The organism is Streptomyces sp. NPDC058373 (assembly GCF_042723275.1).
Classification (GTDB): domain Bacteria; phylum Actinomycetota; class Actinomycetes; order Streptomycetales; family Streptomycetaceae; genus Streptomyces.
The window spans coordinates 69675-93708 of sequence record NZ_JBHXJE010000015.1; the positions used below are offsets into that span (position 1 = coordinate 69675).

The window sequence follows — 24034 nt, forward strand, 5'->3', positions numbered from 1 at the left end:
ACGTAAGTGGGGTGAGGAAACAGCATGGTGAAAAAGGCCCGAGGGACGCGGGCGGCTCTCGCCGGGCTCGCCGCGACCCTCGTCGCCGGGCTGCTCGCCGGATGCGGGAGCGAGTCGGCCGACGAGGCGCGATCCGACAACCGGATCACGGTCTGGACCCAGGAGAACCTGCCACCGCGGATGGCGGCGACCAAGAAGGTCGTGCACCGCTTCGAGCAGGAGTCCGGCGTCAAGGTCGACCTGGTCGGCGTGGACGAGTCGCAGCTCCCGCAACTGATCATGTCGGCGGCTGCCGCCGGGAAACTGCCCGACGTCATCGGCGCCGTGCCCATGGGCCAGGTCTGGCAGATGTACGGCAACGGGCTGCTCGACACCAAGGTGGCGAAGCAGATCGTCGACGACCTCGACCCGGGGACCTTCCAGCCCAACGCGCTGTCGCTCACCGCCGACGGTGCGACCCGGCTGGCCGTCCCCTCCGACGCCTGGCTCCAGCTCCTCGTCTACCGCAAGGACCTCTTCGAGGAGGCCGGGCTGGAGCCCCCGGCCAGTTACGCCGGTGCGCTCAAGGCCGCCGCCGAGCTGGACCGGGGCGACCGGGACGGCATCTCGCTCGCCACCGACCCCTCCGACGTCTTCACCCAGCAGAGCTTCGAGTCCCTGGCCCTGGCCAACGGCTGCCGGCTGGTCGACGACGCGGGCGATGTCGCGCTGGAGTCCCCGGCCTGCCAGACCGCTTTCCGCGCCTACGACTCCCTCGCCCGCGAGCACGGCGCCCCCGGCACCCAGAGCGTCGACACCACCCGGGCCACCTACTTCTCCGGCCGCTCCGCGATGATGGTCTGGTCGTCCTTCCTCCTGGACGAGCTGGCCGGGCTGCGCTCCGACGCGCTCCCGAGCTGCCCCGAGTGCAAGAAGGACCCGGACTTCCTCGCCGACAACACCGGCGTCGTCCCGGCGATGCAGGGCCCCGACGGCAAGGAGCCCGCGCAGTTCGGCGAGATCACCTCCTGGGCGGTCACCCGGACCGCCGAGACCGGGGCCTCCCGGAAGTTCATCGCGTACATGATGGGCGAGGGGTACGCCGAGTGGTTCGGCATGGCCCCCGAGGGGAAGATCCCGGTCCGCAACGGCACCCCGAAGGACCCGAACGCCTTCCGCACCGCCTGGCGCGACGCCGACATGGGCCTCGACAAGCGGCGCTCGCTCCAGGGCGCCTTCCCGGACGGCCTGGCCGACCAGCTCCTCGACGGGGTCGGCGGCATCAAGCGCTGGGGCCTGGCCGAAGGGCAGGGCACCCTGGTCGGCGCCACCAACGGCGAACTCCCCGTCGCCAAGGCCATCGGCGCCATGACCAGCGGCCAGCGCACCCCGCGCGAGGCGGCCGAGGACGCCGCCGACGAGGTGGCCGCACTCCAGAAGTCCCTCCAGTAACGCCACCCGCCCGGCGCCCGGCCACCGGCGCCCCGGGCGCGCGACGGCCGCACCGGACGCGTACCGCCCACCGGAACGCGTACCGCACGCGTCCGGCACCTGACACCGGCGTCCGGCGCGGCCATTCCCGGCCCCGCCACGGACGGCCGCCCACGGCCCGGCCCCACCCGCCCGGCCCCGACCGGCTCCCCTCATCCCGGCGCCCCCCGCCGCACCCCACGAGGTACCCATCCATGCGTACGCCCCCACCCGGCGCGACCGAGCGCCGCACCCCACCGAAATCCGCCGCCGCCCGGGAGAACCGCGCCGGGCTGGCCTTCGTCAGCCCCACCTTCCTCGTGGTGCTGGTGGTGGTGATCCTGCCGATCCTGTGGACGGTCCTGCTCGCCTTCCAGAACGCCAAGCTGGTCGACATCCAGGAGAACGGCCTCCTCGGCCGCTGGACGCTGGACAACTTCGCGCAGGTCTTCGGCTCGCCCGGCTTCTGGAGCAGCCTCGGCACCACCCTCGTCTACACCGTCGGCGCCACCGCGGGCTCCGTCGTCCTCGGTCTCGTCGCCGCCCTCGCCCTGCGCAAGCCCTTCCGCGGCCGCGGAATCCTGCGTGCCGCGATGCTCCTCCCGTACGTCGCGCCGGTCGTCGCCGTCGCCTTCGTCTGGGAGATCGCGCTCAGCCCGCAGTACGGCTTCGTCAACGAATGGGGCCGCGCGCTCTTCGGCTGGGACGACCCGATCGCCTTCCTCTCCACCCGTTCGTACGAAGTGGGCTTCCTCGGGCTGCACTTCGACATCCCGCTGGCGCTTCTCACCGTGATCGCCTTCGAGGCGTGGCGGTACTTCCCCTTCGCCTTCCTCTTCATGCTTGCCCGGCTCCAGGCCGTCCCGGACTCGCTGGAGGAGGCCGCGCTGGTGGACGGGGCGACACCCACCCAGCGGTTCCGGCACATCATGCTGCCGCAGCTCATGCCGGTCATCGCGCTGCTGGGCGTGCTCCGCTTCATCATGACGTTCAACAAGTTCGACGACGTCTACCTGCTGACCGGCGGAGGATCCGGCACCGATGTCGTCGCCGTCCGCGTCTACGACTTCCTCACCTCGCGCTTCGACGTCGGCGCGGCCTCGGCCCAGGCCCTGGTGCTGGCGGTCGTACTGATGGTCCTGCTGGGCGTCTACTTCAAGTTCTTCGCCAAGAAGGTGCAGGAGGAGTCCGCATGAGCCGCGCGTCCCGCATGACCCGTACGCAGTTCGAGGAAGGGCTCTTCGGGGTCCTGCGCTGGGTGGTGATCGCCTTCCTGGTGCTCATCACGGTCGTGCCCTTCTACTACATGCTCCTGCTGTCGGTGAAGCCGATCGACGCCCTGCTGCTCGACCCCGGGCGGCTGTGGATATCGGCGAAGGAGTTCACCTTCGCCACCTACGAGAACGTCCTCAAGCCAGCCTCCGAGGGCGGTCAGGGCTTCCTCTCCCTGCTGCTCAACTCGACGCTGGTCGCCATCGCGACCGTGCTGCTGACGCTGGCGGCCGCCGTCCCCGGGGCGTACGCGGTCAGCCGGCTGAAGTTCTTCGGCGGGCGGCAGGTCAGCGTGGTCTTCCTGGCGGTGTACCTCTTCCCGGCGACCCTGCTCGCCGTCCCGCTCTTCGTGATGTTCGCCAAGATGGGGCTCTCCGGCAGCCTGGTCGGCCTCGCCGTCGTCTACATCGCGCAGACCGTGCCGGTCTCGATCTACATGCTGAAGAACTACTTCGTCACCATCCCGCACAGCATCGAGGAGGCCGCCGCCATCGACGGCGCCTCGCGGCTCCAGACGGTCCGCAAGATCATCCTGCCGCTGGCCCTGCCCACGCTCATGGCGACCGGCCTCTACGTCTTCATGATCGCCTGGAACGAGTTCCTCTTCGCCCTCCTCTTCCTCGCCGCCGACCCCGACAAGTGGACGGTCTCCCTCGGACTCCAGCAGCTCGCGGGCGGCATCGAGGTCTCCAAGACCGTCCTCATGGCAGGATCGGTGGTCCTCACCCTGCCCGTCGTCGCCCTCTTCTTCGCCGCCGAACGGCTGCTGACCGAAGGGCTGACGGCCGGGGCGGACAAGGGCTGAGGCCGCCCGGGGGCACCCCCGGGACACAGGGCCGCCCCCGGCCGGAAACATGGAGCAGGCAGGGTGGGCGGTGACATGCCGGGGCGAGGCCCGGCCACGACGGGACAGGACGGAAGACGCTGATGGCGGGAAACCAGGCGAGCGCCGGGCACCTGCTGCGACTCATCCGCAGCGGCGCGGCCACGACGCGGGGAGAGCTCCAGGAAGCCACCGGCCTCTCCCGCTCCACCGTCGGCCACCGGCTCGACCAGCTCTTCCGCGCGGGCTGGCTGCGCGGGGTCACCGGCACCTCCACCGGCGGACGCCCCTCCGCCCGGCTGGAGTTCGATACCGACCACGCCGTGGTGCTGGTGGCCGACCTGGAGACGCGGCACGGCCGCGCCGCCGTGGCCGACCTCTCCGGACGGGTGCTGGCCGAGCACAGCGGGGACCTGGTGATAGCGGACGGGCCCGACACCGTCCTGGAACGCCTCGCCCGCTGGTTCGGCGCGCTCCTCGACCGGACCGGCCTGCGACCGGAACGGGTCTGCGGCGTCGGCCTCTCCGTCCCCGGCCCGGTCGACTGGGAGCGGGCCCGGCTCGTCCAGCCGCCGATCATGCCCGGCTGGGACAGCTACGCGCTCCGCGAGCGGTTCCGCGAGTTCTACGCCGAGCACGTCGGGGCCGGACACGAGAGCGGCCCGCTCCCGGTCTTCGTCGACAACGACGCCAACCTCATGGCCCTCGGCGAGCAGCGCACCCACCACCCCGACTGCCGGGCCTTCGTCTTCGTCAAGGCGTCCACGGGCATCGGCGCCGGTGTCGTGGTCGACGGCGAGGTGTACCGGGGCATCGACGGCGGCGCCGGCGACATCGGCCACATCCGGCTGCACGACCGGCCCGACGTGGTCTGCATGTGCGGCTCCCCCGGCTGCCTGGCGGCGGTCGCCAGCGGCGGGGCCATCGCCGGGCAGCTCACCGAGGCGGGCGTGCCGACCGCCTCCGGCTTCGACGTGCGCGCCCACCTCACGGCGGGGCAGCCGGACGCCGTACGCCTCACGCGGCGGGCCGGGCAGCGCGTCGGCGAGGTCCTCGTCACCGTCGTGACCCTGCTCAACCCCGGCGTCCTCGTCCTCGGCGGCGACCTCGCCAGCACCCCGTTCCTGACCGGGGTGCGCGAACTGCTCTACCAGCGCGCCATGCCGCGCACCACCGCCAACCTCCAGGTCCTCACCTCGGACCTCGGCGACCGCGCCGGACTCGTCGGCGCCGCCTCCATGGTGGTGGACCACCTCTACGCACCCGACCGGGCCGACGCGCGGCTCGCCGCCCTCAGCCGTACCGGCGCGCTCGCGGCCGTCCCCCAGTAGCACCCCGGAGAGCACCATGCACGACTCGGTACCCACCGCCCCCGCCCAGAACCACCCTCCGGTCCGGGTCGGACTCGTCGGCGCGGGCCCGTGGGCGCGCACCATGCACGCCCGGATCCTCGCGGCCGGGCCCGAGACCACCCTCACCGCCGTCTGGGCGCGCAGGCCCGAGGCGGCGGCCGAGGTGGCGGCGGCCCACGGCGCCAAGGCGGCCGGTTCCTTCGAGGAGTTGCTCGACTCCTGCGAGGCGGTGGCCTTCGCCGTGCCCCCGGCGGTCCAGGCGCCGCTGGCCGTCCGCGCGGCGGCGGCCGGGCGGGCGCTGCTGCTGGAGAAGCCGCTCGGCGCGGATCTGGTGGCGGCCCGGAGCGTGGCGGAGGCAGTCGCGGAGCACGGCGTCGTCTCCCAACTGGTGCTCACCAAGCGCTACCACCCGGCGACCCAGGCCTTCCTGGCCCGCGCCGCCGCCCACGACACCACCGGCGCCCGCTCCTGCTACCTGCACGGCGCCTTCCTCGAAGGCGACCAGGCAACCACCTGGCGGCTGGAGCACGGGGCACTGCTCGACCTCGGCCCGCACCTCCTCGACCTGCTCGACGCGGCCGTCGCGCCGATCGTCTCGGTCAGCGCCGCGGGGGATCCGCGTCGCTGGACCGAGCTGACCTGCACGCACGAGAACGGGGCGGTCAGCCAGGCCTCCCTCTCCGGGGCCGTGCGCCTGCCGCGGGCCCGGACGCGTGTGGAGCTCTTCGGGGAGCAGGGGGAGTTGGTGTACGACACCGCGGGGATCGATCACGAGGAGTGCTGGCCGGTGCTGCGGGCCGCGTTCGCGGCGGCGGTGCGCAGCGGGGTCACCACCGCTCCGGATGCCGCGCGGGGGCTGCGTCTTCAGGAACTCCTTGACCAGGCGGGCAGGTCGCTGCGCGGCTGACGGGGGGCTCTCCGGCCTGGTGGTTGCGTGGGGCCGCTGTCACAGATGGCCTCAAGCGCCGGCCGGGCTTGGTCGGGCCTCAGACGCCGGCCGGGCTTGGTCGGGCCTCAGACGCCGGCCGGGCCGGAGGTTGCCTGCCGGGCCTGGGGGTGTCCGCCACGCTGGAGGTTGCCTGCCGAGGTGGTTCGGGGTCCGGGGTCGGTCACGGTTCGAAGCAGTGGCGTTTGTCGCTGTCGGCGCGGACCAGGCAGGCTGTCATTCCCTCGGGGCCGCCCGCGAGCATGGGGGTGGAGAGGTAGTCGAGGGCGTCGTACTTGTCGACGACCTCGGCCGACTGGCTCTCCCGGTCCGGGCCGGTGATCTCGATGCGGTCGCCGACCGCGCCGAACCGGATACGGACCCAACTCGCCCGGCAGGACGGGCTGTAGCGGATCTCGACCGCCGTCTGTTCACCGAACCCCTGCTCCGCCACGGTCCGCAGCCCGCTACCGGAGATGCCGCACCCCTGCGCCTGCGAGGACTTGCCCCGGCACTCCCGGCCCACGCAGCCGGGCCAGAGCGACTCGGCCTCCGGGTCCTCCCGCGCCCCGCCGAGCAGCAACGCCCCCGCCACCATGGCGGCCGCCGCCAGCGCCCCGGCCCCGGCGAGCGCCACGCGGCGGCGCCGGGAGTGGGGGACGCGGGCGGGCGCGGCTGCGGTGGGCCCGGCCGGGGAGGCGGACGGCTCGTCGGGCGGGGACACGGGGGTCTGACGCGTGGCGGGCGGGGCGACACCGTCCCGCCTGTCCCCCGGGCCGGGCTCCGCCTCTTCCCGGGGCGCCGGGACCACCGGCTCGGCGGGCTCGCCGGGCTGGGGCGGCGCCGCCTCCGGCTGCGGGTGGCGCCGGGAGAGCTCGGCCAGTTCCCGCAGGGCGAGGAGCCGGGCCGGGGGCTCGTCGGCGAGGGCGCAGAGTTCGCGGACCAGCTCGGGCGGCGGGATCTTGGTGCCGCCGAGGTAGCGCTGCCAGGACGACTTGCTGGCGGTGGTGCGGGCGGCCAGCCCGGCCAGGCTCAGCCCGGTGGAGGCGCGCAGGGCGGCGAGTTCGCGGGCGAGGTGGGCGCATTCCAGGGGCAGCTCGCCGGTCACCGTCGCAGCGCTTCCCAGGTGTGCGGTCCCATGATCCCGTCGACGACGAGGCCCTCCTTGTCCTGGAGCCGTTTCACGGCGCGTTCGGTGGCGGCCCCGTAGGCGCCGTCGACGCCGCCGATGCGGTAACCGCGGTGCTCCAGCAGGCACTGCGCCTCGACCACGTCCCAGCTGGTGGTGATCTGCTGGAGCAGGGCCTCCGTGGTCTCGCTGCGCCCGGCGTAGAGCCGGCCCTCGAAGCGGTGGATGTCGCAGGCGTAGGTGCGGCCGGGCTCGAAGGCGAACTCCTCGACCGCGACCCGGCGGTGCTCCTCCTCGCTGGTCCCGGCGGTGCCCCGGCCCGGCAGAATCAGCGTGAGGACGACGGCCAGCACCCCGGCGACCACGACGAGCGCGGCTCCGGCGGCCAGCAGGGTACGGCGGGCGGAGCGCGACCGGGCCGGCTTCGCCGCGGTGGCCGGGGCGCCGATGACCACGGGCCGGCCGCTGTCGGGCCCGGCTGCGGGGTCGGCCTGCTCGGCGGCGGGATCCGGGGCGTCGGAGCCCAGGGCGGCCACACCGCCGGTGTCTGCCTCGGGCACGCCTGCGGTTCGGGACGCGGCGCCGGCGGGCCGGGGGGCGGGCTCCTCCGCCGCGCCCCTGGCCTCGTCCCGTTCTGCCGCGCTGTTCGTGGAGTTGGCGGGAGCGGCGGGGTCGGCGGAGTCCGTGCCCGGCTCCGGGCCCGCTGCCGGGGCGGCGTCCTTGGCCGGTGGTTGCGCCGTCCAGGTCTGGGCGGCGAGGGTGTGCAGGGCGAGCATGCGGTCGGGGTCGGCGCCCGACAGTACGGCCAGCTCGGTGACCGCCTCGGCGGGCGGCAGCTTTCGGCCGTTCAGATAGCGCTCCCAGGAAGAACGGCTGTAACTCGTTCTCGTGGCCAAAGCCGTGAAACTGAGCCCGGTGGCGTCCTTGAGCCTCCTCATCCGGTCGACCAGCCGTCTGGCCTGCGGATCGAGGTGCTCCGGCAGCGTCTTCCACGGCGGCATGCTCTGCGTCCTCCCCCAAGTACCCCGGCTCCGGTGGACCCCAACATGCTCTCCTGGGCGGGAAAACTCCCTGGTCAGAGCCTGGGACGACCCAGAATACCGCCAAGTCGCCCAGCCGGGTGGCGGTGATCGGCCACGCCCGGGAGGCTGGAGCCCGTCACACCGCGCCGCCCGGCGCCCCACGGTCCCCTCGCGGACCGGCGGCCCGGGCAGCCGCGAGGACCGCGCCACCAGCGCCTTCCGGGCCGGCACGGGGGACCGGCCCGGAGGCCCCGGTGGCGCCTTCCCGTGCCGGGACGTCCCGGCCCGACGACAGGGGGACCCCATGCGCAGCCGTCAGCTCGTTCGTTCCGTCGCCGCCGGAGTGGTCGCCGCCGCCGCACTGGCGCTGCTGCCCGCGGCCAAGGCGGCCGCCGCGCCCGTACCGGTCGCCGCCGACACCTGCCGCGGGGTCAGCACCGTGGGCCTGTACTGCGGCTACCACACCGGGAGCACCTTCGCCCAGCGCGGCAGCAACGGCGCCCATGTGAAGGAGATCCAGGCGCTCATCAACGAGACGACCATCTGGCCGAAGCAGACCGGCAAGCGGCTCGTCGTCGACGGTGATTTCGGTCCGACGACCGAGTCCGCCGTCTTCTGGTTCCAGTGGTACTACGGGAGCGAGGCCCTGTCGGACGGGATGGTCGGGCCGAAGACGTGGGAGATGTTGCGTTACGGCAAGCGGTGAGCCGCGCGGGGCCGCGGCTTGGCCTCAGGCGCCGGCCGGGCTGTAAGGGTGGGCTCGCCGTCCCGGGCCTTACGGTCAGGGGCCTCAAGCGCCGGCCGGGCTGAGGGATGGGTGCGCGCCGTGCCGGCCCGGCGGTCAGTGGCCTCAAGCGCCGGCCGGGCTGAGGGTGGGTAAGGCGCGCGCCGTCCCGACCCGACGGTCACAGATGGCCTCAAACGCCGGCCGGGCTGAGGAATGGGCGCGCGCCGTTCCCACCCGGCGGTCAGTGGCCTCAAGCGCCGGCCGGGCTGAAGGGTGTCGCGCAGACAGCCGCCGACGCCTGCCGGGCTGGAGGGGGGCGCGTGTTGTGCCCGATCGGCGGTCGGGGTCGGGGTGGGTGGGACGTGCGGTCGGTAGGTGGGGGCACTCGGTTGGCGTAGGGGTGGGGCGCGTCGTGGGGTGGGGGCGGGTGGGGTGTCTATCGTCGGGCTGGCTTTGGTCGTCCATGGGTGGAGTTGTGGTGGGTGGGAGAGGGTTCAGCGGGGTGCGGCTGCTGGTGGGGGTGGTTCTCGCGGGGGTGGTGGCGGGTGGGTGTTCCGGGGGCGGGGCGCGTCCGGTGGCGGTCGGGGTGGAAGGCGGGGCCGTCGGGGAGTTGGCCTGGCGCGAATGCCCGGTGCCGAGTGAGGCCGAGGCGCAGGTGTGGGGTGCGGCGGAGCACCGTCCGGCGTACGCGCTCCACGCGGAGCGGCTGCGGTGCGGCACGCTGACGGTGCCGGTGGACTGGGCGGAGCCGGACGGGCGGCGGTTCGGTCTGGCGGTGGCGGTGCTGCCGTCCACCGGTGGCGGCCGTGCCGGGCCGCTGGCGCTCAACCCGGGCGGGCCCGGCGTCTCCGGGCGGCTGATGCCGGTGGGCGTCGCGGGCGGCGGGGCGCGCGGCCTGCTGGACCGGTACGACCTGGTCGGTCTCGACGTGCGCGGCACCGGACGCTCCCGGCCCGCCGCCTGCCCCGCCGCCGAGTCCCTGGACGCCGGTCCGCAGGCCGCCGTGCCCGCGCGTGACGCCGCCCGCGCCTACTGGGACCGGCTGTCCCGCGCCCACGCCGCGTGCGCGGAGGCCGACCCGGCCTGGGTCGCCTCGCTGACCACCGCCGACGCCGCCCGCGACCTGGAGGCGCTGCGTGCGGCGCTGGGCGCGCCCCGGCTGCACTACTACGGGGTGTCGTGGGGGACGAGTCTCGGCGTCACGTACCGGACGCTCTTCCCCGGGCGGTCCGGCCGGATGCTGCTGGAGTCGGTGGTGGCACCGGACCCGGATCTGCGCGGGCTGCTGGACGGGGTGACGCGCGCCCGCGAGGAGCGGTTCGCGCGGTTCACCGGGTGGATCGCCGCCCGCTCCGGCCGCTACCGGCTCGGCGCCACCGCCGAGGAGGTACGCGAGCGGCTGCTGGCCCTGCGGGAGCGGCTGACGGCGCGGCCGCTGCGGGCGGCCGGGGGGACGTACGGACGGGTCGAGGCCGACCAGTACCTGGACGCCGAGCCGTCCGACCGGGCGGGAGCGGCGGCCGCGCTGGCGGCGCTGGCCCGGGGCCGGGCGCCGGGCGGGGGCGGCGACGGGAAGGCGCGGGCCGGCGCGCCGCCGCTGGTGGCGCCGTTCGCCGGGACGGTGATGATCTGCTCGCAGGTGACCCGCGCGCGGTCGTTCGCCGAGCAGTGGGAGGCGTACGGCGAGCGGCGGACCGCCTACCCGGTGCTGGGGGCCTCCCGGCCGATGTTCCCGGGCAGCGGGGAGGTGCCGGGGACCAGTACCTGCGCCGGCCTGCCCGCCCCTGACCGGGCGCCGGTCGTGCCGGGGCGGAGCGGGGGGCCGCTGCTGCTCGTCGCCCACCGGGACGAGGTGGTGACGCCGCTGCCGTGGGCCCGGGCGATGCGGGCCCGGACCGGGGGGTCGCTGCTGGTGGTGGCCGACGGGGAGCACGGCACGCTGGCGGACGGGGGGTGCGCGGGGCGCGTCACGGCGTTCTTCACCGCGCCGGAGGAGGCACCCGTGCGGGACGCGGTGTGTGAGCCCTGACCCGGAGAGGCCTGTGCGGCAACTCCCCCCGCCCGCACCGGGGCAGCGCCTAGGGTGAGCTTGGCGAAACGGACGGCGGGGAGGGGTTTCTGTGGTGGACGGGGACGGGCCGGGCGGCGGGGCCGTGGCGAGGAACACGATGTCCGGCGGGACCGTCGTCGGCGCGCTGGTGCAGGCCCAGCGCATCGACTCGCTCGTGATGGAGGCCCCTGCGCCGTACTGGCCGCCGCGCCAACTCCCGCGCCCGCTGCCGGGGTTCGTCAACCGGACCCGGGAGCGTGCGACGCTGCGGCAGCTGGCCGAGGCGGCCGCCGGCCAGGGCGTACGTACGGTCGTGGTGACCGGGCTCGGCGGCGTGGGCAAGACCCAGCTGATCGCCCACTGCGTCCGCAGCGACCTGGACGCCCTCTTCCCGGACGGCCAGTTGTACGTGGACCTCGCCGACGTCCGCCGGGACGGTGCCGTGGACGTGGCGGGGGTGCTCGGCGACTGGCTGCACGCCTTCGGGGTGCCGTACGCCCATCAGCCCGCCGGACTGGGGGCCCGCGCCGACCTGTTCCGCACGGTGACCACGGGCAGGCGGGTCCTGGTGGTGGTCGACAACGTCCGGCAGGCGCCGGAGGTCCGTGCCCTCACCCCCGGCGACGGACTCCAGGTGGCGACGAGCCGTACCATGCTGCCCGCGTTGCGGATGGACGGCGCGGTGCAGCTCGTCGTCGACCCGCTGGACGAACGGGAGGCCATCGGGATCGTCCGCGGCTGGCCGGTGGCGCAGGGCGAGGAGCCGGCCGCCGCCGAACTGGTCCGGCGGTGCGGCGGGGTGCCGCTGGCGCTGCGCGCGGTCGGCGAGTGGCTGGTCCGGCGACCCCAGTTGGGGCTGGACGACGCGGTGCGCTCGCTGGCGCCGGGGTCCGCCGGGCCGTGGGGTCCGGCGGAGGGTACGGACGGCACGGCTTCGGCCGACGAAGGGACGGTGGACGTGATGGAGCAGGTCTTCGACTCGGTGCTGCGGCAGCTCCCCGACCACACGCGGGCCCTGTACCGCTTCCTGGGCGCGCTGCCCGGCACCACCTTCCCCGCCGCGCTCCCCCGCGCGGCCGGGCTCCCCCGGGCCGACGACGCCCTCGGCGACCTGCTGACCAGCCACCTCGTCGTCCCGGCCGGACCAGAGCGGGACGGCGCTACCCCGGCCGGGCCTCCGCACCGGTTCCGGATGCACGACCTGGCCCGCGCGCACGCCGCCGCCGAGGCCGCCGCGCTGCCCGAGGAGGCGGCCCGGTCCCTGCTCCGCACCGTCACCGACTTCTACACCGAGGCGGCGTCGCACGCCGACCGGGCGCTCGGCAGCCGCTTCCGCCTGCAGGCCGCGCCCACCCGTTCGCTGACCGAACTCGGTTTCCCCGAGGGCGCGTTCAGCGGCAAGGGGCAGGCGCTCGACTGGCTCGACGCGGAGCGCGGCAACTTCCTCGCGGTGCTGCGGGCCGCCTCCCGCGACGGGCTGCACGACGCGGTCTGGCGGCTCTGCGAGTCGCTCTGGCCGCTCTTCCACAACCGGGCCCGTCACGCCGACTCCCTGGAGGCGCACCCGCTGGGCATCGAGGCGGCCCGCTGGGAGAACCGGCCCGACGCCGAGATCCGGATGCGCAACCAGTTGGCCCGGGCCCACCGCGCCCTCGGCGACCTGGACCGGGCGGCCGCCGAACTGAGCGCCGGGGAGCCTCTGCTGGAGCTCACCGAGGACGCCCGGCTGCGCGGCATGCTGTGGGAGACCGGCGGCCTGGTCGCGCTCGGCCAGGGCCGCCCGGCCGACGCCCGCGCCCTGTTCACCTCCTCGCTCGCCGCCAACACCGAGTGCGGCGACCGGCACGGCATGGTCGTGCAGAACTACCACCTGGCCGACGCCGTACGGGCCTGCGGCGACCACGGCGAGGCCCGGCGCCTGCTGGACGGGGCGCTGCGGCTGGCCCGGGAGACCGGGGACGTGTCGATGATCCCCCGGCTGACGCTGATGACGGCCCGGGTGCACGCGGACGCCGGAGCGGTGGAGCAGGCCCTCGTGGCCGCCACCGACGCCGTGGAGCAGGCCAACGGGCAGCGGCTGCTGGCCAAGGTCCGCGAGGGGCTGGAACTGCTCAAGGAACTCGCCGGGCGGTCCGGGGACACCGCGCTCGCCGAGAGCTGCGAGCGCCGCCTGGCGGAGCTGCGGGGGCCGGGCGACCGGGGCGGGGGTGCGTGATCCGTGGGGTTCCGCCTGCCCGGCCGGTCCGGGGCGCGCCGTCCCGGGCGCCCGCTCCGCGGCGAGCGCGGCTCCGGCCGTGACCGCTGGGACACCTGGGAGGCGCCCAAGGCGCACGTCCTGTGCGTGGCCCGCACCCTGACCTCGGCGACGCGGCTGCTGGACGTGCTGCCGCTGCTGCGCCGCGAGGACGGCATCGAGACGTACTACACCGTCAACCCGGGGTCGGCCTTCGCGGAAGGGCTGCACGCCTACTTCACCTCGCTCGGCGTCGGCGACCGGCTGCTGAGCTGGCCGGAGGCGACCCGGCGCTCCTTCGACCTGGCGGTGGCGTGCACCGTCAACAACTCGATGCGGCAGCTCGACGCGCCGCTGGTGGTGCTGCCGCACGGCGCCGGGTACAACCGGCTCGTCACCGAGGCCACCGGCGACGCCACGGCGCCCGCCGGACTCTCGCGCCGGGAGCTGACCTGGCGCGGCAAGGTCGTCCCGGCGGCGATCGGGGTGTCGCACTCGGAGCAGCTGGGGCGGCTCGCCGGGTCCTGCCCGGAGGCGGTGGAGCGGGCCGCCGTCGTCGGCGACATCTGCCTGGACCGCATCCGCCGCAGCCTGCCGCTGCGCGACCGCTACCGCGCGCTGCTCGGCGCGGTCGACGGACGCCGGCTGGTGGTCCTGCACTCCACCTGGTCCAGCCACTCGCTGCTCGGCACCCACCCGGAGCTGCCGCTGGAGCTGGTCACCTCGCTGCCCGCGGACGAGTACGCGGTCGCCGCCGTCCTGCACCCCAACGTGTGGGCGCGGCACAGCAGGCGCGGGGTGCTGGAGCGGCTGGAGCGGGCGATGGACGCGGGGCTGCTGGTCGTCCCGCCCGAGGAGGGGTGGCGGGCCGCGGTCGTCGCCGGGGACTGGGTGGTCGGGGACCACGGGAGCACCTCGCTGTACTCGGCGGCGCTCGACCGGACGGTGCTGCTCGCCGCGACCGGTCTGGACGAGCTGGACGCCGCCTCCCCCACGGCCGACTTCGCCCGCCGGGCGCCGCGTCTGGACGTCGCCGGGGACCTGTACGAACAGCTGCTGCGCGCGGACGCCGCGCACGACCCGGAGCGGCTGGGCCCGGTGGTGGAGAGCCAGTGGGAGGCGCCGGACAAGTCGGCGGCGCTGACCCAGGAGCTGCTGTACGGGCTGCTCGCCGCCGCCGGGATCGGGACGCCCGCCGCGACCCCGGAGCCGGAGCCCGTCCCCGATCCGCGGCCGCTCGCGCACCGGGCGCCGACCGCCTTCGACGTGACCGGGCGGGTCGGCCCGGACGGGGTGGTGGAGGTACGGCGGCATCCGCTGGCCCCGCGCCACGAGACGGAGCCGCGCGGGTTCTACGCGGTGACCGACGAGGAGACCCATCCGCTCTGGCCGCAGAGCGCCGACGTGCTGGCGCGGACCCTGGTGGACGCGGCGACGGCGCCGACCGAGTGGGCCGAGGAGGCGTTCCGGCGGCTGCCGGGACTGAGCGTGGCGGTGGCCGCGCTCGACACCGACCGGTGTCTGGTGCGGGTGCGGGACGGGCGGGTGTGGGAGGCCGCGGCGGAGCGGCCCTGGGGGGCCGCTCGGGCGCGGCTCGATCCTGTGGTGCTCGGCTGTGCCGTGCATCTGCTGGGCTCCGCCCCGGAGCGGGGTGGGGAGCTGGGGGCGCCGATGGTGGTTCGTACCGGGCGGCATGTGTGCCGGGTTGTCTTTCGGGCTGCGCCCGGGGGTGGATGACGCCCCCCCTCGGGCCTCAGGGGGGCCGGAGCAGGGGGGCAGGCGGGTTGGCGGGGTCTTCGGGTGCGCGAAACCTTCGGGCAATGTGTTTGGCACCTGTTGCATCTATCCTTGTATGCATACGTCCCGGTCGGTGCTGCCCGGGGTGGTGTGGCCTCAAGCGCCGGCCGGGCTGTAGGTGCCGCGGTGGGCTGGGGTGGTCGGTCGTGACTCCGGTCGTCCCCGTCCGTCACTGATGGCCTCGAACGCCGGCCGGGCTGAGATGTGGCTGGGCCGAGATGCGGCCGGCCGCGACGGCCGGGCTGAGATGTGGCCGGGCTGAGATGTGGCGGGTTGCCGTTGGAGGCGGCGAATGGTGACCGCTCGCCGGTGGAACCCGGAGAAGGGTGGCCGACCGTCGGCAGAGCCCCGAGCAAGGGGCTGCCCGCCCGTGGAGGCCCGGCCAGATGCTGGCCGAGTACCCATGACGGTCCGGGCTGCCCGCCGTCCCGTCGTCCGTCGTCCGAAAGGAACCGTATGAGCACGCGCAGCGCCCTGTTCTCCCGTGGTTTCGCTCTTCGTGGGGCGGTGCCGGGGTGGCTGGGGCGGTCGCTGCGGGCTGCTCGGGCGCCGTTTCCTCGGGCCGCCGCTGTGCGGGGGGCGCTCGCTGTCTCGGTTCCGCTGATGGTGGGGCTGATGGTGGGGCAGCCCGTGGCGGGGGTGGCCGTGGGGCTCGGGGGGCTGTGGGCGGTGGGGCAGGACAGCGCCGCTCCGTACAAGGCGCGGGCGTTGCGGATCGCGGCGCTCGGAGGGTCGGCGGCGGTCGGGCTGCTGGCGGGGGCGACGGCGCTGCGGCACGGGGACATCGCGGTGATCGCGGCGCTGCTGGCGGCGGCGGGGCTGGTGTCGGGGTGGGTGAGTGTCGGGGGGCCGCTCGCCTCGGTCGCCGGGATGCACCTGCTGCTCGGGGCGACCGTCGGTACCGGCATCCCGGTGCCCGGGCCCTGGTGGGCGGGGCCGCTGGAGCTGCTGGGCGGCGCCCTGTTCGCCCTCGCGCTGACCTGCCTGCCCTGGCTGTGGCGGCGCAACAGCCCGGAGCGGGAGGCGGTCATCGCCGTCTTCGACGCGGCCGAGCAGGCGCTGTCGCGGGCGGGCACCTCGGGGGCGACCGAGGCGCGGGCGCGGATGACGCTGGCCCTCAACACCGCCCAGGACCTGCTGGCGGTGCACAGTTCCCGCAAGCACGCCGAACGGCCGACCCACATCGGCGGGCTGATCGTGGCGTTCCGGGCCGCCGTCCATCTGGTCGAGGCGGCCACCGCGCTGGTCGTGGAGGGCCGCCCGCTGCCCCCGGCGGTGGTCCGGGTGCCGTCGCTGCTGGCCGCCCGCGTGGTCCCGCCGGTCCGCGGCGGGCGTCCGGCGCCGGCCGAGGCGGCGGAGGAGCTGGAGCCGCCGTTCACCGCCGACACCCCCGCGCTGCGGGCGCTGGCCGAGGTGTACCGGGCGCCGGGCCACGCCCTGACCCTGCTGCCCGACCCGCCCGCGTACGAGGGGCCGCGCCTCGCGGAGCGGCTGCGGTTCGCGCTGCTGCTGGGCGGCTGCACGCTGGTCGCGGTGGTCGTGGCCCACCTGCTGCACGGGCCGCGCGGCTACTGGCTGCCGATGACCGTGGCCTTCCTCTACAAGCCGGATCTGGGGCCGGTCTTCGGGCGGGCCCTCAACCGCTGCCTGGGCACGGTGGCCGGGGTCGGCATGGTGGCGCTGGTGGCGTGGCTGGTGGCCGAGCAGTGGGCACTGACCCTGGTGGCGGCGGCCTTCGGGGCGGTGATGGCGGCGGGCGTGCGCTACCACTACGCGCTCTCCACCTTCGGCCTGACCGTGATCGTCTTCGTCTTCATCGACTTCCTCGGCGACGACCGGCAGCTGCTGCCCTCCCGGGTGCTGGAGACGGTGATCGCGGCCGCGCTGGTCCTCACCGCCCACTTCCTGACCCGCCCCGACTCGTGGCGGGTCCGGGCCGAGCTGCGCGTCGCCGCCGCCGACCGGGCCTGGCGCCGCTACGACCGGCGGGCGCCCACCGCCTCCCCCGACGAGCGGCACCAGCTGCGCCGTACCGCCTACCGCCGCCTCGCCGAGGCCCGCCAGGCCCTGGACACGGCGGGCGCCGAACCCCACCGGGACCCGGACCGCTTCCCGGTGCTGGAGCGCCGGGTGGCCCGCGCCGAGCAGGGCTGCGACGCGATCACGGCGTACGTGGTGGCGGGCGGGCGGAGCTGAGCGGAAGCTCCCCCGCCGCTCAGGCGACCCGGTCCGGGAGGCCCAGCCCTTCGCCGTCGACCCCGGCGCGGCGCAGGATGGAGCCGATGTGCCGGTGCAGCAGCTCCTTGGCGCCGGGCGCGTCGCCGCTCTGGAGGGCGCGGGCCAGTGCCAGGTGCTCGGCGGTGTCCTCGGCGACCTCTTGGCGGCCGGCGAGCGCGGCCGCGGTGAACCGCTGGTGCTGGTGCCAGAGCGTCTCGAAGAGCCCGGTGACGGTGCGGTTGTCCGCGGCGGCGACCAGCGCCGCGTGGTAGGCGCGCCCGGCGTCGCGGGCCTCGCGCGGGGTCGCGGCGGGCCCGCAGAGCGCGGCCAGGCCGTCGCCGACCCGGCGCAGGGCCTCGGGGCCGCGTGCGGCGAGGGCGTCCAGCGCGAAGCTCTCCAGGAGGAGGCGGGCCTGCATGATGTCGCGCCCCTCGCCGATGGAGACGGGCACGACGAGGGCGCCGCGCTTCGGGTACAGCTCCAGGAAGCCGTCGGAGCGCAACCGGAGGAACGCCTCGCGGACCGGGGTGCGGGAGATGCCCAGCTCGGTGGCGACCTGCCCTTCCGAGAGGAGTTCACCGCTGTCGTAGGTGCCGTCGAGGATGAGTTCCTTCACGTGCTCGTAGGCCCGCTCGGCGGTCGGTGTCGCTTGTCCCATGCGGCCATTATCGAGGCGGGGAACGCGACGGCCGCCCGCTCCCCCGGTTGCCGGGGAGGCGGACGGCCGAGACGCCGCGGTCCTGCCGTCTCAGGACACGATGTCCTTGCGCGCGAAGCCCCGGAAGGCCAGCGCGAAGAGGACGAGGGCGTAGCTGACGGAGACCGAGGCGCCCTGGAGCATGCCGGACCAGGCGATCTCCGGCTGGAGGGCGTCGGCCCAGGCGAACTGCCAGTGGGCGGGGAGGAAGGCGCGCCAGTCGCCGAGGGCGGTGACGGCGTCCAGGACGTTGCCGACGATGGTCAGGCCGACCGCGCCGCCGACCGCGCCCAGCGGGGCGTCGGTGCGGGTGGAGAGCCAGAACGCCAGACCGGCGGTGACCAGCTGCGACACGTACACGTACGCCACCACCAGGAGCAGGCGGCCCAGGGCCTCGCCCGCCGGGAGGGAACCGCCGGTGGGGATCTGGAGGGGCCCCCAGCCGTAGGCGAGGCCGCCGACGAGCAGGCCGACCAGGGGCAGCAGCACCATCGCGGCGGCGCTGAAGGCCAGCGCGACGACGAGCTTGCTCCACAGCAGGCGGGCGCGGGGGACGGGGGCGGCCAGCAGGTACCTGAGTGAGGACCAGCCGGCCTCGCTCGCCACCGTGTCGCCGCAGAACAGGGCGACCGGGACCACCAGCAGGAACCCGGCGGAGACGAAGAGGCAGACCGCCGCGAAGTTGAGCCCGGAGGCGGTGGCGGTGTCCATCAGGTTGACCCGGCCGCGCTGCTCGGGTTCGCCGCCGATGGCGAAGGCGGCGACCATGACGAACGGCAGCAGTCCGAGGACGGCCGCCATCACCTGGGTTCGGCGGCGGCGCAGCTGGCGTACCGCCTCGACGCGCAGCGGCAGGGTCCGGCCGGGCCGGTAGCCGGGTGCGGTCGGGTCGGTGCGGGCGGGGTCGGTGAGGGTGCCGGGGGTGCTCATCCGGTACCTCCGATCAGGGTGAGGAAGGCGTCCTCCAGGCGGCGGTGCGGCATGACCGAGGTCACCGGCACGCCGAGGCGGACGAGTTCGACGACGAGCTGGTCGGCGCCGATGCCGTCGAGCCGGACGAGGAGCCCGTTCTCGGTGGGGTCGACGGCGGCGACGCCCGCCAGCGCCGCGACCTTGTCGGCGAGCGGCGCGTCGACGGGGGCGGCCAGCCCGACGTGCAGGGTGTCGCCGCTGCCGACGATCTCGGCGACCGGCCCGGCCTGCACCAGTTGCCCCTGGTCCATGACGACCAGGTGGGTGCAGGTCTGCTCGACCTCGGCGAGCAGGTGGCTGGAGACGATGACGGTGCGCCCGGCCGAGGCGTACCTGATCATCACCTCGCGCATCTCTCGGATCTGGGGCGGGTCGAGCCCGTTGGTGGGCTCGTCCAGGATCAGCAGGTCGGGCAGGCCCAGCATGGCCTGGGCGATGGCGAGCCGCTGCCGCATGCCCTGCGAGTAGGTGCGCACCGCGCGCTCCAGGGCACCGCCGAGCCCCGCGATCTCCAGGGCCTGGTCGAGGTGGGCGTCCTCGGCCGGGCGGCCGGTGGCCTGCCAGTACAGGTCGAGGTTGGCGCGGCCGCTGAGGTGCGGCAGGAAGCCGGCGCCCTCGACGAAGGCGCCGACCCGGGAGAGGACGGGCGCGCCGGGCCGGATGGCCTGGCCGAAGACGCGGATCTCGCCCTCGTCGGGCCGGATGAGGCCCATCAGCATCCGCAGGGTGGTGGTCTTCCCGGCGCCGTTGGGGCCGAGGAGGCCGAGCACCTGCCCGCGTTCGACGCCGAAGGAGAGGTCGCGTACGGCGTACCGGTCGGCGGACCCGGCGTACTTCTTGCTGAGGCCGGTGATCCTGAGCGGTACGCCGGTCAGCTCCGGGTCGGCCGGGGGCGCGGTGGTGCGGCGGCGGCCGAGGAGGAGCAGCCCGGCGGCGACGGCGGCCGCGCCGAGCGGCAGCGCCCAGATCCAGGCGGGCAGCGGGGTCGCGGCGGTGCGGACGGCGGGGGCCGTCGGCACGTTCAGGGGGCCTTCGGCGGCGATCCGGTAGGTGGCCGGTTCGGCGGGTGAGGCGTAGCCGAGGTCGGTGGCGGAGAGGACGACGCGCAGCGAGTGGCCCTGGCGGACCTCGTGGTCGATCGCCGGGAGCTTCAGGGTGAGGGTGCGGCCCTGGTCGGCGCCGGTGACCCGGATCGGGGAGACCAGCTGGGCCGGGAGCACCTGGCTCCTGCCGCCGGGGGCCACGTCGTAGACCTTGCCGAAGAGGACGGCGTCCTCCGTGTCGGCGGAGACCTTGACGCGGACCGTCGGGGAGCCGGTGATCCGCAGGTCCTTCGTCAGCGGCGCGGAGTCGAAGCGGGCGTGCTGGCCGGGGAAGTCGAAGGAGACGCCGACGCCGAGGGAGGAGAGCTGGGCGATGGAGCTGCCCTGGTCGGCGCTCTCGCCGCCGCCCGGTCCGCCGCCGCCGAGTCCGGGCAGGGTGGAGACGGAGGGCGGGACGGCCCCGGCCGGGTTGTCGACCTTCTGCTCGCGGCCGGCCAGCGGGATGCGCCGGGGGTCGTGGGCGAGGCCGGGATAGCTGTCGCCGCCGGCGCCGCGGAGCTGGGCGGCGCCGTTGGTGGAGTCGACGCCGCCGGTGCGGGTGACGCGGAAGGCGGGCCCGGTGTCGGCGTTCTCGTCCTGCTTGAGGTAGCGGTCGAACCAGTCGGTGACGCGCTGTTCGACGCGGGCCGCCTCGGGGTTGCCGCCGTCGTGGCCGCCGGCCATCCAGTCGACGGCGACGGGCTGGCCGTTCTTCTTCAGCGCCTGGACGGCCTGGTCGGTGTGGGAGAGCGGGAAGAGGGAGTCCTGCTGTCCCTGCACGAAGAGGGCGGGCACCTTGATGCGGTCGGCGACCGCCTTCGGGCTGCGGGTGGCGAGCAGTTCGCGGGCCTTCGCGTCGGGCTTCCCGGAGACGGCGACGCGGTTGTACATGGCGCACAGTTCGTCCTCGAACCGCTCGCAACCGCCGCCTGTGGACAGGAACATGCCGGTCCACAGCTTCTTGAAGACGCCGTTCGGGAAGAGCGCCTCGGGCAGGTCCCACCAGGTGATGAGCGGGGCGATGGCGTCGACCCGCTCGTCGTGGCCGGCGGTGAGCAGGGAGACGGCGCCGCCGTAGGAGGCGCCGGTCATGCCGACGCGCGGGTCGCCGTCGCCGTCGAGCTGGACCTCGGGCTGTTCGGCGAGCCAGTCGATGAGCTTGGAGGCGTCGGCCACCTCGCCCTTCGGGTCGTTGAGCCCGATCTTGCCGTTCGACTTCCCGAAGCCGCGCGCGGTCCAGGTGAGGACGGCGTACCCGTCCTGGGCCAGCTTCTGCGCCTGGGCGCGCAGGTCGGTCTTGGTGCTGCCGAAGCCGTGGGCGAGCAGCACGGCGGGGCGGCGGCCGTCGCCGCCCGCGGTGAAGTAGGAGGTGTCGATCCGGACGCCGCTCCCGGTCCTGAGTATCTGGTCCTGCCGCTTCACCCCGCCGTCGTCGGCCGCCGACGCGGAGCCCGCCGGGACGAGCAGAGCGGCCAGGACACCCGCCGAGGCGAGGGCTGCCCTCCACCGGGGCGGTCCGTGCTTGTTGAGACGCATGGACCCACGGTACGGGCGCGCGAAGGGTGCTCTGTGCCCCCTCCAGGTGGACCCTGACGTGCTGCGCGAGGCGTATACCCGCGTGCCGCGTACCGCATCCGTGGTAGTCCGTACCCATGACCTCGACCTCGCCCGCCCCGCCGCCCGCGCCGGAGATCCGCCCTGCTCGCAGCGTTGCCGAACTGATCGCCGCCGAGGGCCTGTTCGACGCTCCGGTCCGCCCGGCGCACGCCCTGGACTTCCTCGAACGTGAGGGGCATCACCTGCTGCTCGCGTATGCCGGCGAGGAGGCTGTGGGGTTCGTCTCGGGCGTGGAGACGGCCCATCCCGACAAAGGCGCCGAAATGCTCCTCTACGAGCTGGGGGTGGCCCCGGCCCACCGTCACCGGGGCATCGGCCGCTCCCTGATCGAGGCCCTGACCCGCGTCGCCCGCGACCGCGGCTGCCACGGCATGTGGGTCGGCGTCGAGACCGGCAACACGGCCGCCCTGGCCGCCTACCGGTCGGCGGGTGCGGTGAACGAGGGGCGGTTCGCGATGCTGGGGTGGGAGTTCGGGTGAGCGGGCTACTCACAGCCTCGGCAGCGGCAGAGCGGGCAGCTGCGGATGCCGCACATGCTGGCCTCCGTCGTCCACGTGCAGGGTGAACGTCTCCGGTCCGGGCCGCCCGGCCTCGTCGTACGCGCACAGCAGGTCCTCGACACGCTCCCACAGCCGCACTGGGCCACCCTCGCGCACCTCCCACCTGTCGCCGACTGGGGTGAGCGTGGCGGCGGAGCCGGTGACGACGTCGACCAGATACACGATGTCACCGACGGTCGTCATCTGTGCGTCAGGTACGGCGCATTGAGCGAGGAAACGCAGGTGGAACGCTTCCTCGGTTGCGGCAGTGATCCTCTCCGGACTTTGCCGCGCCGTCCGGGCGGTCCGAGGAAGCCCTGCGGCCCAGTGGGCAGGATTGCCAAACACCGGTGCTGCATGCGCTCGGGCCGACATGAACGACACCGTGCCGCCCAACAGCTTGCCTTCAGCGGTGCCGTCGCCCTTCACCGTAAGCAGGACTCGGGCGTATCCGTAGAGCCACCCCGAGAGGGTCAGCAGAATCTTCCCGCTCGGCCGAGTCTGCGCGAGCAGGGCAGGTGGTACAGCACGGAAGGAACACGCGGCCACAACGCGGTCGAACTTGGCCTCGGGCCAGTATCCGTACAGGCCGTCCGCCACAGCGAGGGTGGGGGTGTAACCGCAGGCGAACAGTGCACTTGCCGCCTGCTCCAGCCGACGCGGGTCGACCTCGATCGAGGTCACGTCGGCGGGGTCGAGGCGTTCACAGGCCAGCGCAGTGGAGTAGCCGGTACCCGTGCCGATCTCCAGCACGGTGTGCCCCTCAGCCACCTCCGCGTCGGCCCACATCTGTACGGCAAGGGAGGGCAGTGTGGAGGACGAGGTGGGCGCCCCACCGTGCCGCGGGGAGGGGTCACTCCAGTCAGGTTCGTCACTGTCGAACTGCGTGATGAGGGTGGTGTCGGAGTACGCAGCGGCCAGCCACCTGCCGTAGTCGAGCCTGGGTGTGACGGGCTCCCATACGGTCAAGCCTTGCCGGTCACGCTCGTCAGCGGGCAGGTAGAAGCCCGGCACAAACCGGTGTCTCGGCACCCGCTCAACAGCGGCCTGCCAACCGGGGGCGGTGAGGATGCCGTCGTTGGCTAGGGCCTCCACCATCGCATGGCGCAGATGAGGGGCATCGGTCTCCTGGTCGGCGGGCAGCATTACGCTCCGGCTCCTTCCGTGCTTGTGCTCAGGATTTCGGCAAACGCATGGGCAATGGCGTCGGCGTCGGGCAGCCAGCCCCACTGCCCGTTGGGATTGCATTCGATGAACACCCAGTCCTCCAGACGGTCGCCCTCACCGATCAGGGCGAAGTCGAAGCAACCGAAGACCAGACCGAACGCGGCAAGGTAACTGTGTAGCGCGGTCTCGACGGGCGTGGGGACGCGGATCGGGGCGTGCCGGAGCTTGTCCCAATCGCCGCGGCGCCAGTCCAGGGCGCCGTCTGGAGCGGCGATTTGCTGTGCGAACACCCGCCGTCCGACGACGGTGACGCGCACGTCTCCAACCTTGGGGACTTCCGCCTGGAACAGGTGGGCCGTCACGGCAAGCGTGCCGTCGAGAGCGCCTGGATCCACGCGCTGAGCCCAGATCGCACCAGTGTGCCCGTCCTGGTCGCGAGGCAGGCCGCGAAACGTCTTGTAAATCATGGACCCGTGATCCGCGGCGAATGCGCGGACATCTTCAATGTCATTGGTGACTAGTGTCGGCGGGATGGCCAGGCCCAACTGGGGCGCGAGCTGAAGTTGTGCGGGCTTGAAGTCCGCCGCCGTGACCGCGCCGGGGTGATTGACGTATACGGCGCAGTGCAGGTGGTTCAGGACGCCGCCGAGGCCGTGCCTGGCCTCGGCGGTAGCGAAGTCCCTCTGCTGGGCCGGCAGATGCTGATAGCGGACGGCGTACGGGGTGGGGCGGCGGTAGTACACCGCCGCCACCTCCCCCAGTTCCACCTCCCGACTGCCGGTGACCAGCCGTCCGGCCCAAGCCTGCGATCCGGCGCCGATACGTGCGCCGAACACAAGACCATGGCCGATGTCAGCCGGATCGACACGTACGACCGGCACCCTGCGCTCGTTCAGCGCGGCGATGACCCAGTCCGCGGTGACGTCTTCCAGCGCGGTGACAACCAGGACGGTGGAAGCCATCG

At 74.4% G+C, this 24034-nt stretch carries 18 protein-coding genes; 11 read left to right on the forward strand and 7 right to left on the reverse strand.

Features of this window, described 5'->3' with window-relative positions:
• Positions 1-24 precede the first annotated feature (24 nt).
• From ACFWMZ_RS12105 to ACFWMZ_RS12125, 5 genes are all read left to right on the forward strand, one after another.
• Positions 25-1431 (forward strand): ABC transporter substrate-binding protein, encoded by a 1407-nt coding sequence (locus ACFWMZ_RS12105; protein ID WP_383176658.1) that lies wholly within the window; start codon positions 25-27, stop codon positions 1429-1431.
• Positions 1432-1664: 233 nt separating this feature from the next.
• Positions 1665-2645 (forward strand): carbohydrate ABC transporter permease, encoded by a 981-nt coding sequence (locus ACFWMZ_RS12110; protein ID WP_383201159.1) that lies wholly within the window; start codon positions 1665-1667, stop codon positions 2643-2645.
• On the forward strand, positions 2642-3526 hold the full coding sequence (locus ACFWMZ_RS12115) for a carbohydrate ABC transporter permease (RefSeq protein ID WP_383176652.1): 885 nt from the start codon (positions 2642-2644) through the stop codon (positions 3524-3526). The genes ACFWMZ_RS12110 and ACFWMZ_RS12115 overlap by 4 nt, the downstream gene beginning before the upstream one ends.
• A gap of 122 nt (positions 3527-3648) precedes the next feature.
• Positions 3649-4875 (forward strand): ROK family protein, encoded by a 1227-nt coding sequence (locus tag ACFWMZ_RS12120; RefSeq protein ID WP_383201162.1) that lies wholly within the window; start codon positions 3649-3651, stop codon positions 4873-4875.
• Between the two features lie 16 nt (positions 4876-4891).
• Positions 4892-5803, forward strand: coding sequence for a Gfo/Idh/MocA family protein (locus tag ACFWMZ_RS12125; RefSeq protein WP_383176642.1), 912 nt, complete (start codon positions 4892-4894; stop codon positions 5801-5803).
• A gap of 202 nt (positions 5804-6005) precedes the next feature.
• Here ACFWMZ_RS12125 and ACFWMZ_RS12130 read toward each other — a convergent pair whose 3' ends face one another.
• Complete coding sequence (locus tag ACFWMZ_RS12130) at positions 6006-6929, reverse strand: DUF2690 domain-containing protein (RefSeq protein WP_383201165.1); 924 nt, start codon at positions 6927-6929, stop codon at positions 6006-6008.
• Positions 6926-7951, reverse strand: coding sequence for a peptidoglycan-binding protein (locus tag ACFWMZ_RS12135; protein WP_383201167.1), 1026 nt, complete (start codon positions 7949-7951; stop codon positions 6926-6928). Before ACFWMZ_RS12135 ends, ACFWMZ_RS12130 begins: the two co-directional genes overlap by 4 nt.
• Before the next feature lie 325 nt (positions 7952-8276).
• Between ACFWMZ_RS12135 and ACFWMZ_RS12140 the strand changes: the two genes are divergently transcribed.
• The 5 genes from ACFWMZ_RS12140 to ACFWMZ_RS12160 all read left to right on the forward strand — a co-directional run bounded on the left by ACFWMZ_RS12140 (position 8277) and on the right by ACFWMZ_RS12160 (position 16975).
• On the forward strand, positions 8277-8678 hold the full coding sequence (locus ACFWMZ_RS12140) for a peptidoglycan-binding protein (protein WP_383176633.1): 402 nt from the start codon (positions 8277-8279) through the stop codon (positions 8676-8678).
• A gap of 499 nt (positions 8679-9177) precedes the next feature.
• Entirely contained in the window at positions 9178-10728 is a 1551-nt protein-coding gene (locus tag ACFWMZ_RS12145; RefSeq protein ID WP_383201170.1) for an alpha/beta fold hydrolase, read from the forward strand.
• A 139-nt stretch (positions 10729-10867) separates the two neighbouring features.
• Positions 10868-12964, forward strand: a complete 2097-nt coding sequence (locus ACFWMZ_RS12150; protein ID WP_383201173.1) for an NB-ARC domain-containing protein — start codon at positions 10868-10870, stop codon at positions 12962-12964.
• A gap of 3 nt (positions 12965-12967) precedes the next feature.
• The gene (locus ACFWMZ_RS12155; protein ID WP_383201176.1) at positions 12968-14719 is read left to right on the forward strand and encodes a hypothetical protein; all 1752 of its coding nucleotides are present in this window, start codon (positions 12968-12970) and stop codon (positions 14717-14719) included.
• A 675-nt stretch (positions 14720-15394) separates the two neighbouring features.
• On the forward strand, positions 15395-16975 hold the full coding sequence (locus ACFWMZ_RS12160; protein WP_383201179.1) for an FUSC family protein: 1581 nt from the start codon (positions 15395-15397) through the stop codon (positions 16973-16975).
• Between the two features lie 19 nt (positions 16976-16994).
• Here ACFWMZ_RS12160 and ACFWMZ_RS12165 read toward each other — a convergent pair whose 3' ends face one another.
• The 3 genes from ACFWMZ_RS12165 to ACFWMZ_RS12175 all read right to left on the reverse strand — a co-directional run bounded on the left by ACFWMZ_RS12165 (position 16995) and on the right by ACFWMZ_RS12175 (position 21283).
• A complete protein-coding gene (locus ACFWMZ_RS12165; protein ID WP_383201182.1) occupies positions 16995-17654 on the reverse strand; it encodes a GntR family transcriptional regulator in 660 nt (219 codons plus the stop codon).
• Positions 17655-17744: 90 nt separating this feature from the next.
• The gene (locus ACFWMZ_RS12170; protein ID WP_383201186.1) at positions 17745-18623 is read right to left on the reverse strand and encodes an ABC transporter permease; all 879 of its coding nucleotides are present in this window, start codon (positions 18621-18623) and stop codon (positions 17745-17747) included.
• Positions 18620-21283 carry a CocE/NonD family hydrolase gene (locus ACFWMZ_RS12175; protein WP_383201189.1) on the reverse strand — a complete coding sequence of 888 codons (2664 nt, stop codon included), beginning with the start codon at positions 21281-21283 and terminating at the stop codon, positions 18620-18622. Before ACFWMZ_RS12175 ends, ACFWMZ_RS12170 begins: the two co-directional genes overlap by 4 nt.
• 116 nt (positions 21284-21399) lie before the next feature.
• Here ACFWMZ_RS12175 and ACFWMZ_RS12180 point away from each other — a divergent pair, with 116 nt between their 5' ends.
• A complete protein-coding gene (locus ACFWMZ_RS12180; RefSeq protein WP_383177220.1) occupies positions 21400-21843 on the forward strand; it encodes a GNAT family N-acetyltransferase in 444 nt (147 codons plus the stop codon).
• A gap of 9 nt (positions 21844-21852) precedes the next feature.
• Here the strand turns inward: ACFWMZ_RS12180 and tgmC are convergent, their stop codons facing one another.
• Both tgmC and tgmB read right to left on the reverse strand, forming a co-directional pair.
• Positions 21853-23049: an ATP-grasp peptide maturase system methyltransferase gene (gene tgmC / locus ACFWMZ_RS12185; RefSeq protein ID WP_383177217.1), complete on the reverse strand. Its 1197-nt coding sequence runs from the start codon at positions 23047-23049 to the stop codon at positions 21853-21855.
• On the reverse strand, positions 23049-24032 hold the full coding sequence (tgmB, locus tag ACFWMZ_RS12190; protein WP_383177214.1) for an ATP-grasp ribosomal peptide maturase: 984 nt from the start codon (positions 24030-24032) through the stop codon (positions 23049-23051). The genes tgmC and tgmB overlap by 1 nt, the downstream gene beginning before the upstream one ends.
• Between the last annotated feature and the right edge of the window lie 2 nt (positions 24033-24034).

Bases quoted from the DNA above. Each gene is read 5' to 3' on its own strand.
- ACFWMZ_RS12150 (WP_383201173.1), top strand. From the start codon at position 10,868: ATGTCCGGCGGGACCGTCGTCGGCGCGCTGGTGCAGGCCCAGCGCATC.
- ACFWMZ_RS12165 (WP_383201182.1), bottom strand. From the start codon at position 17,654: ATGGGACAAGCGACACCGACCGCCGAGCGGGCCTACGAGCACGTGAAG.
- tgmC (WP_383177217.1), bottom strand. From the start codon at position 23,049: ATGCTGCCCGCCGACCAGGAGACCGATGCCCCTCATCTGCGCCATGCG.
- tgmB (WP_383177214.1), bottom strand. From the start codon at position 24,032: ATGGCTTCCACCGTCCTGGTTGTCACCGCGCTGGAAGACGTCACCGCG.
- ACFWMZ_RS12120 (WP_383201162.1), top strand. From the start codon at position 3,649: ATGGCGGGAAACCAGGCGAGCGCCGGGCACCTGCTGCGACTCATCCGC.
- ACFWMZ_RS12110 (WP_383201159.1), top strand. From the start codon at position 1,665: ATGCGTACGCCCCCACCCGGCGCGACCGAGCGCCGCACCCCACCGAAA.
- ACFWMZ_RS12140 (WP_383176633.1), top strand. From the start codon at position 8,277: ATGCGCAGCCGTCAGCTCGTTCGTTCCGTCGCCGCCGGAGTGGTCGCC.
- ACFWMZ_RS12160 (WP_383201179.1), top strand. From the start codon at position 15,395: ATGGTGGGGCAGCCCGTGGCGGGGGTGGCCGTGGGGCTCGGGGGGCTG.
- ACFWMZ_RS12170 (WP_383201186.1), bottom strand. From the start codon at position 18,623: ATGAGCACCCCCGGCACCCTCACCGACCCCGCCCGCACCGACCCGACC.
- ACFWMZ_RS12115 (WP_383176652.1), top strand. From the start codon at position 2,642: ATGAGCCGCGCGTCCCGCATGACCCGTACGCAGTTCGAGGAAGGGCTC.
- ACFWMZ_RS12180 (WP_383177220.1), top strand. From the start codon at position 21,400: ATGACCTCGACCTCGCCCGCCCCGCCGCCCGCGCCGGAGATCCGCCCT.
- ACFWMZ_RS12105 (WP_383176658.1), top strand. From the start codon at position 25: ATGGTGAAAAAGGCCCGAGGGACGCGGGCGGCTCTCGCCGGGCTCGCC.
- ACFWMZ_RS12175 (WP_383201189.1), bottom strand. From the start codon at position 21,283: ATGCGTCTCAACAAGCACGGACCGCCCCGGTGGAGGGCAGCCCTCGCC.
- ACFWMZ_RS12135 (WP_383201167.1), bottom strand. From the start codon at position 7,951: ATGCCGCCGTGGAAGACGCTGCCGGAGCACCTCGATCCGCAGGCCAGA.
- ACFWMZ_RS12125 (WP_383176642.1), top strand. From the start codon at position 4,892: ATGCACGACTCGGTACCCACCGCCCCCGCCCAGAACCACCCTCCGGTC.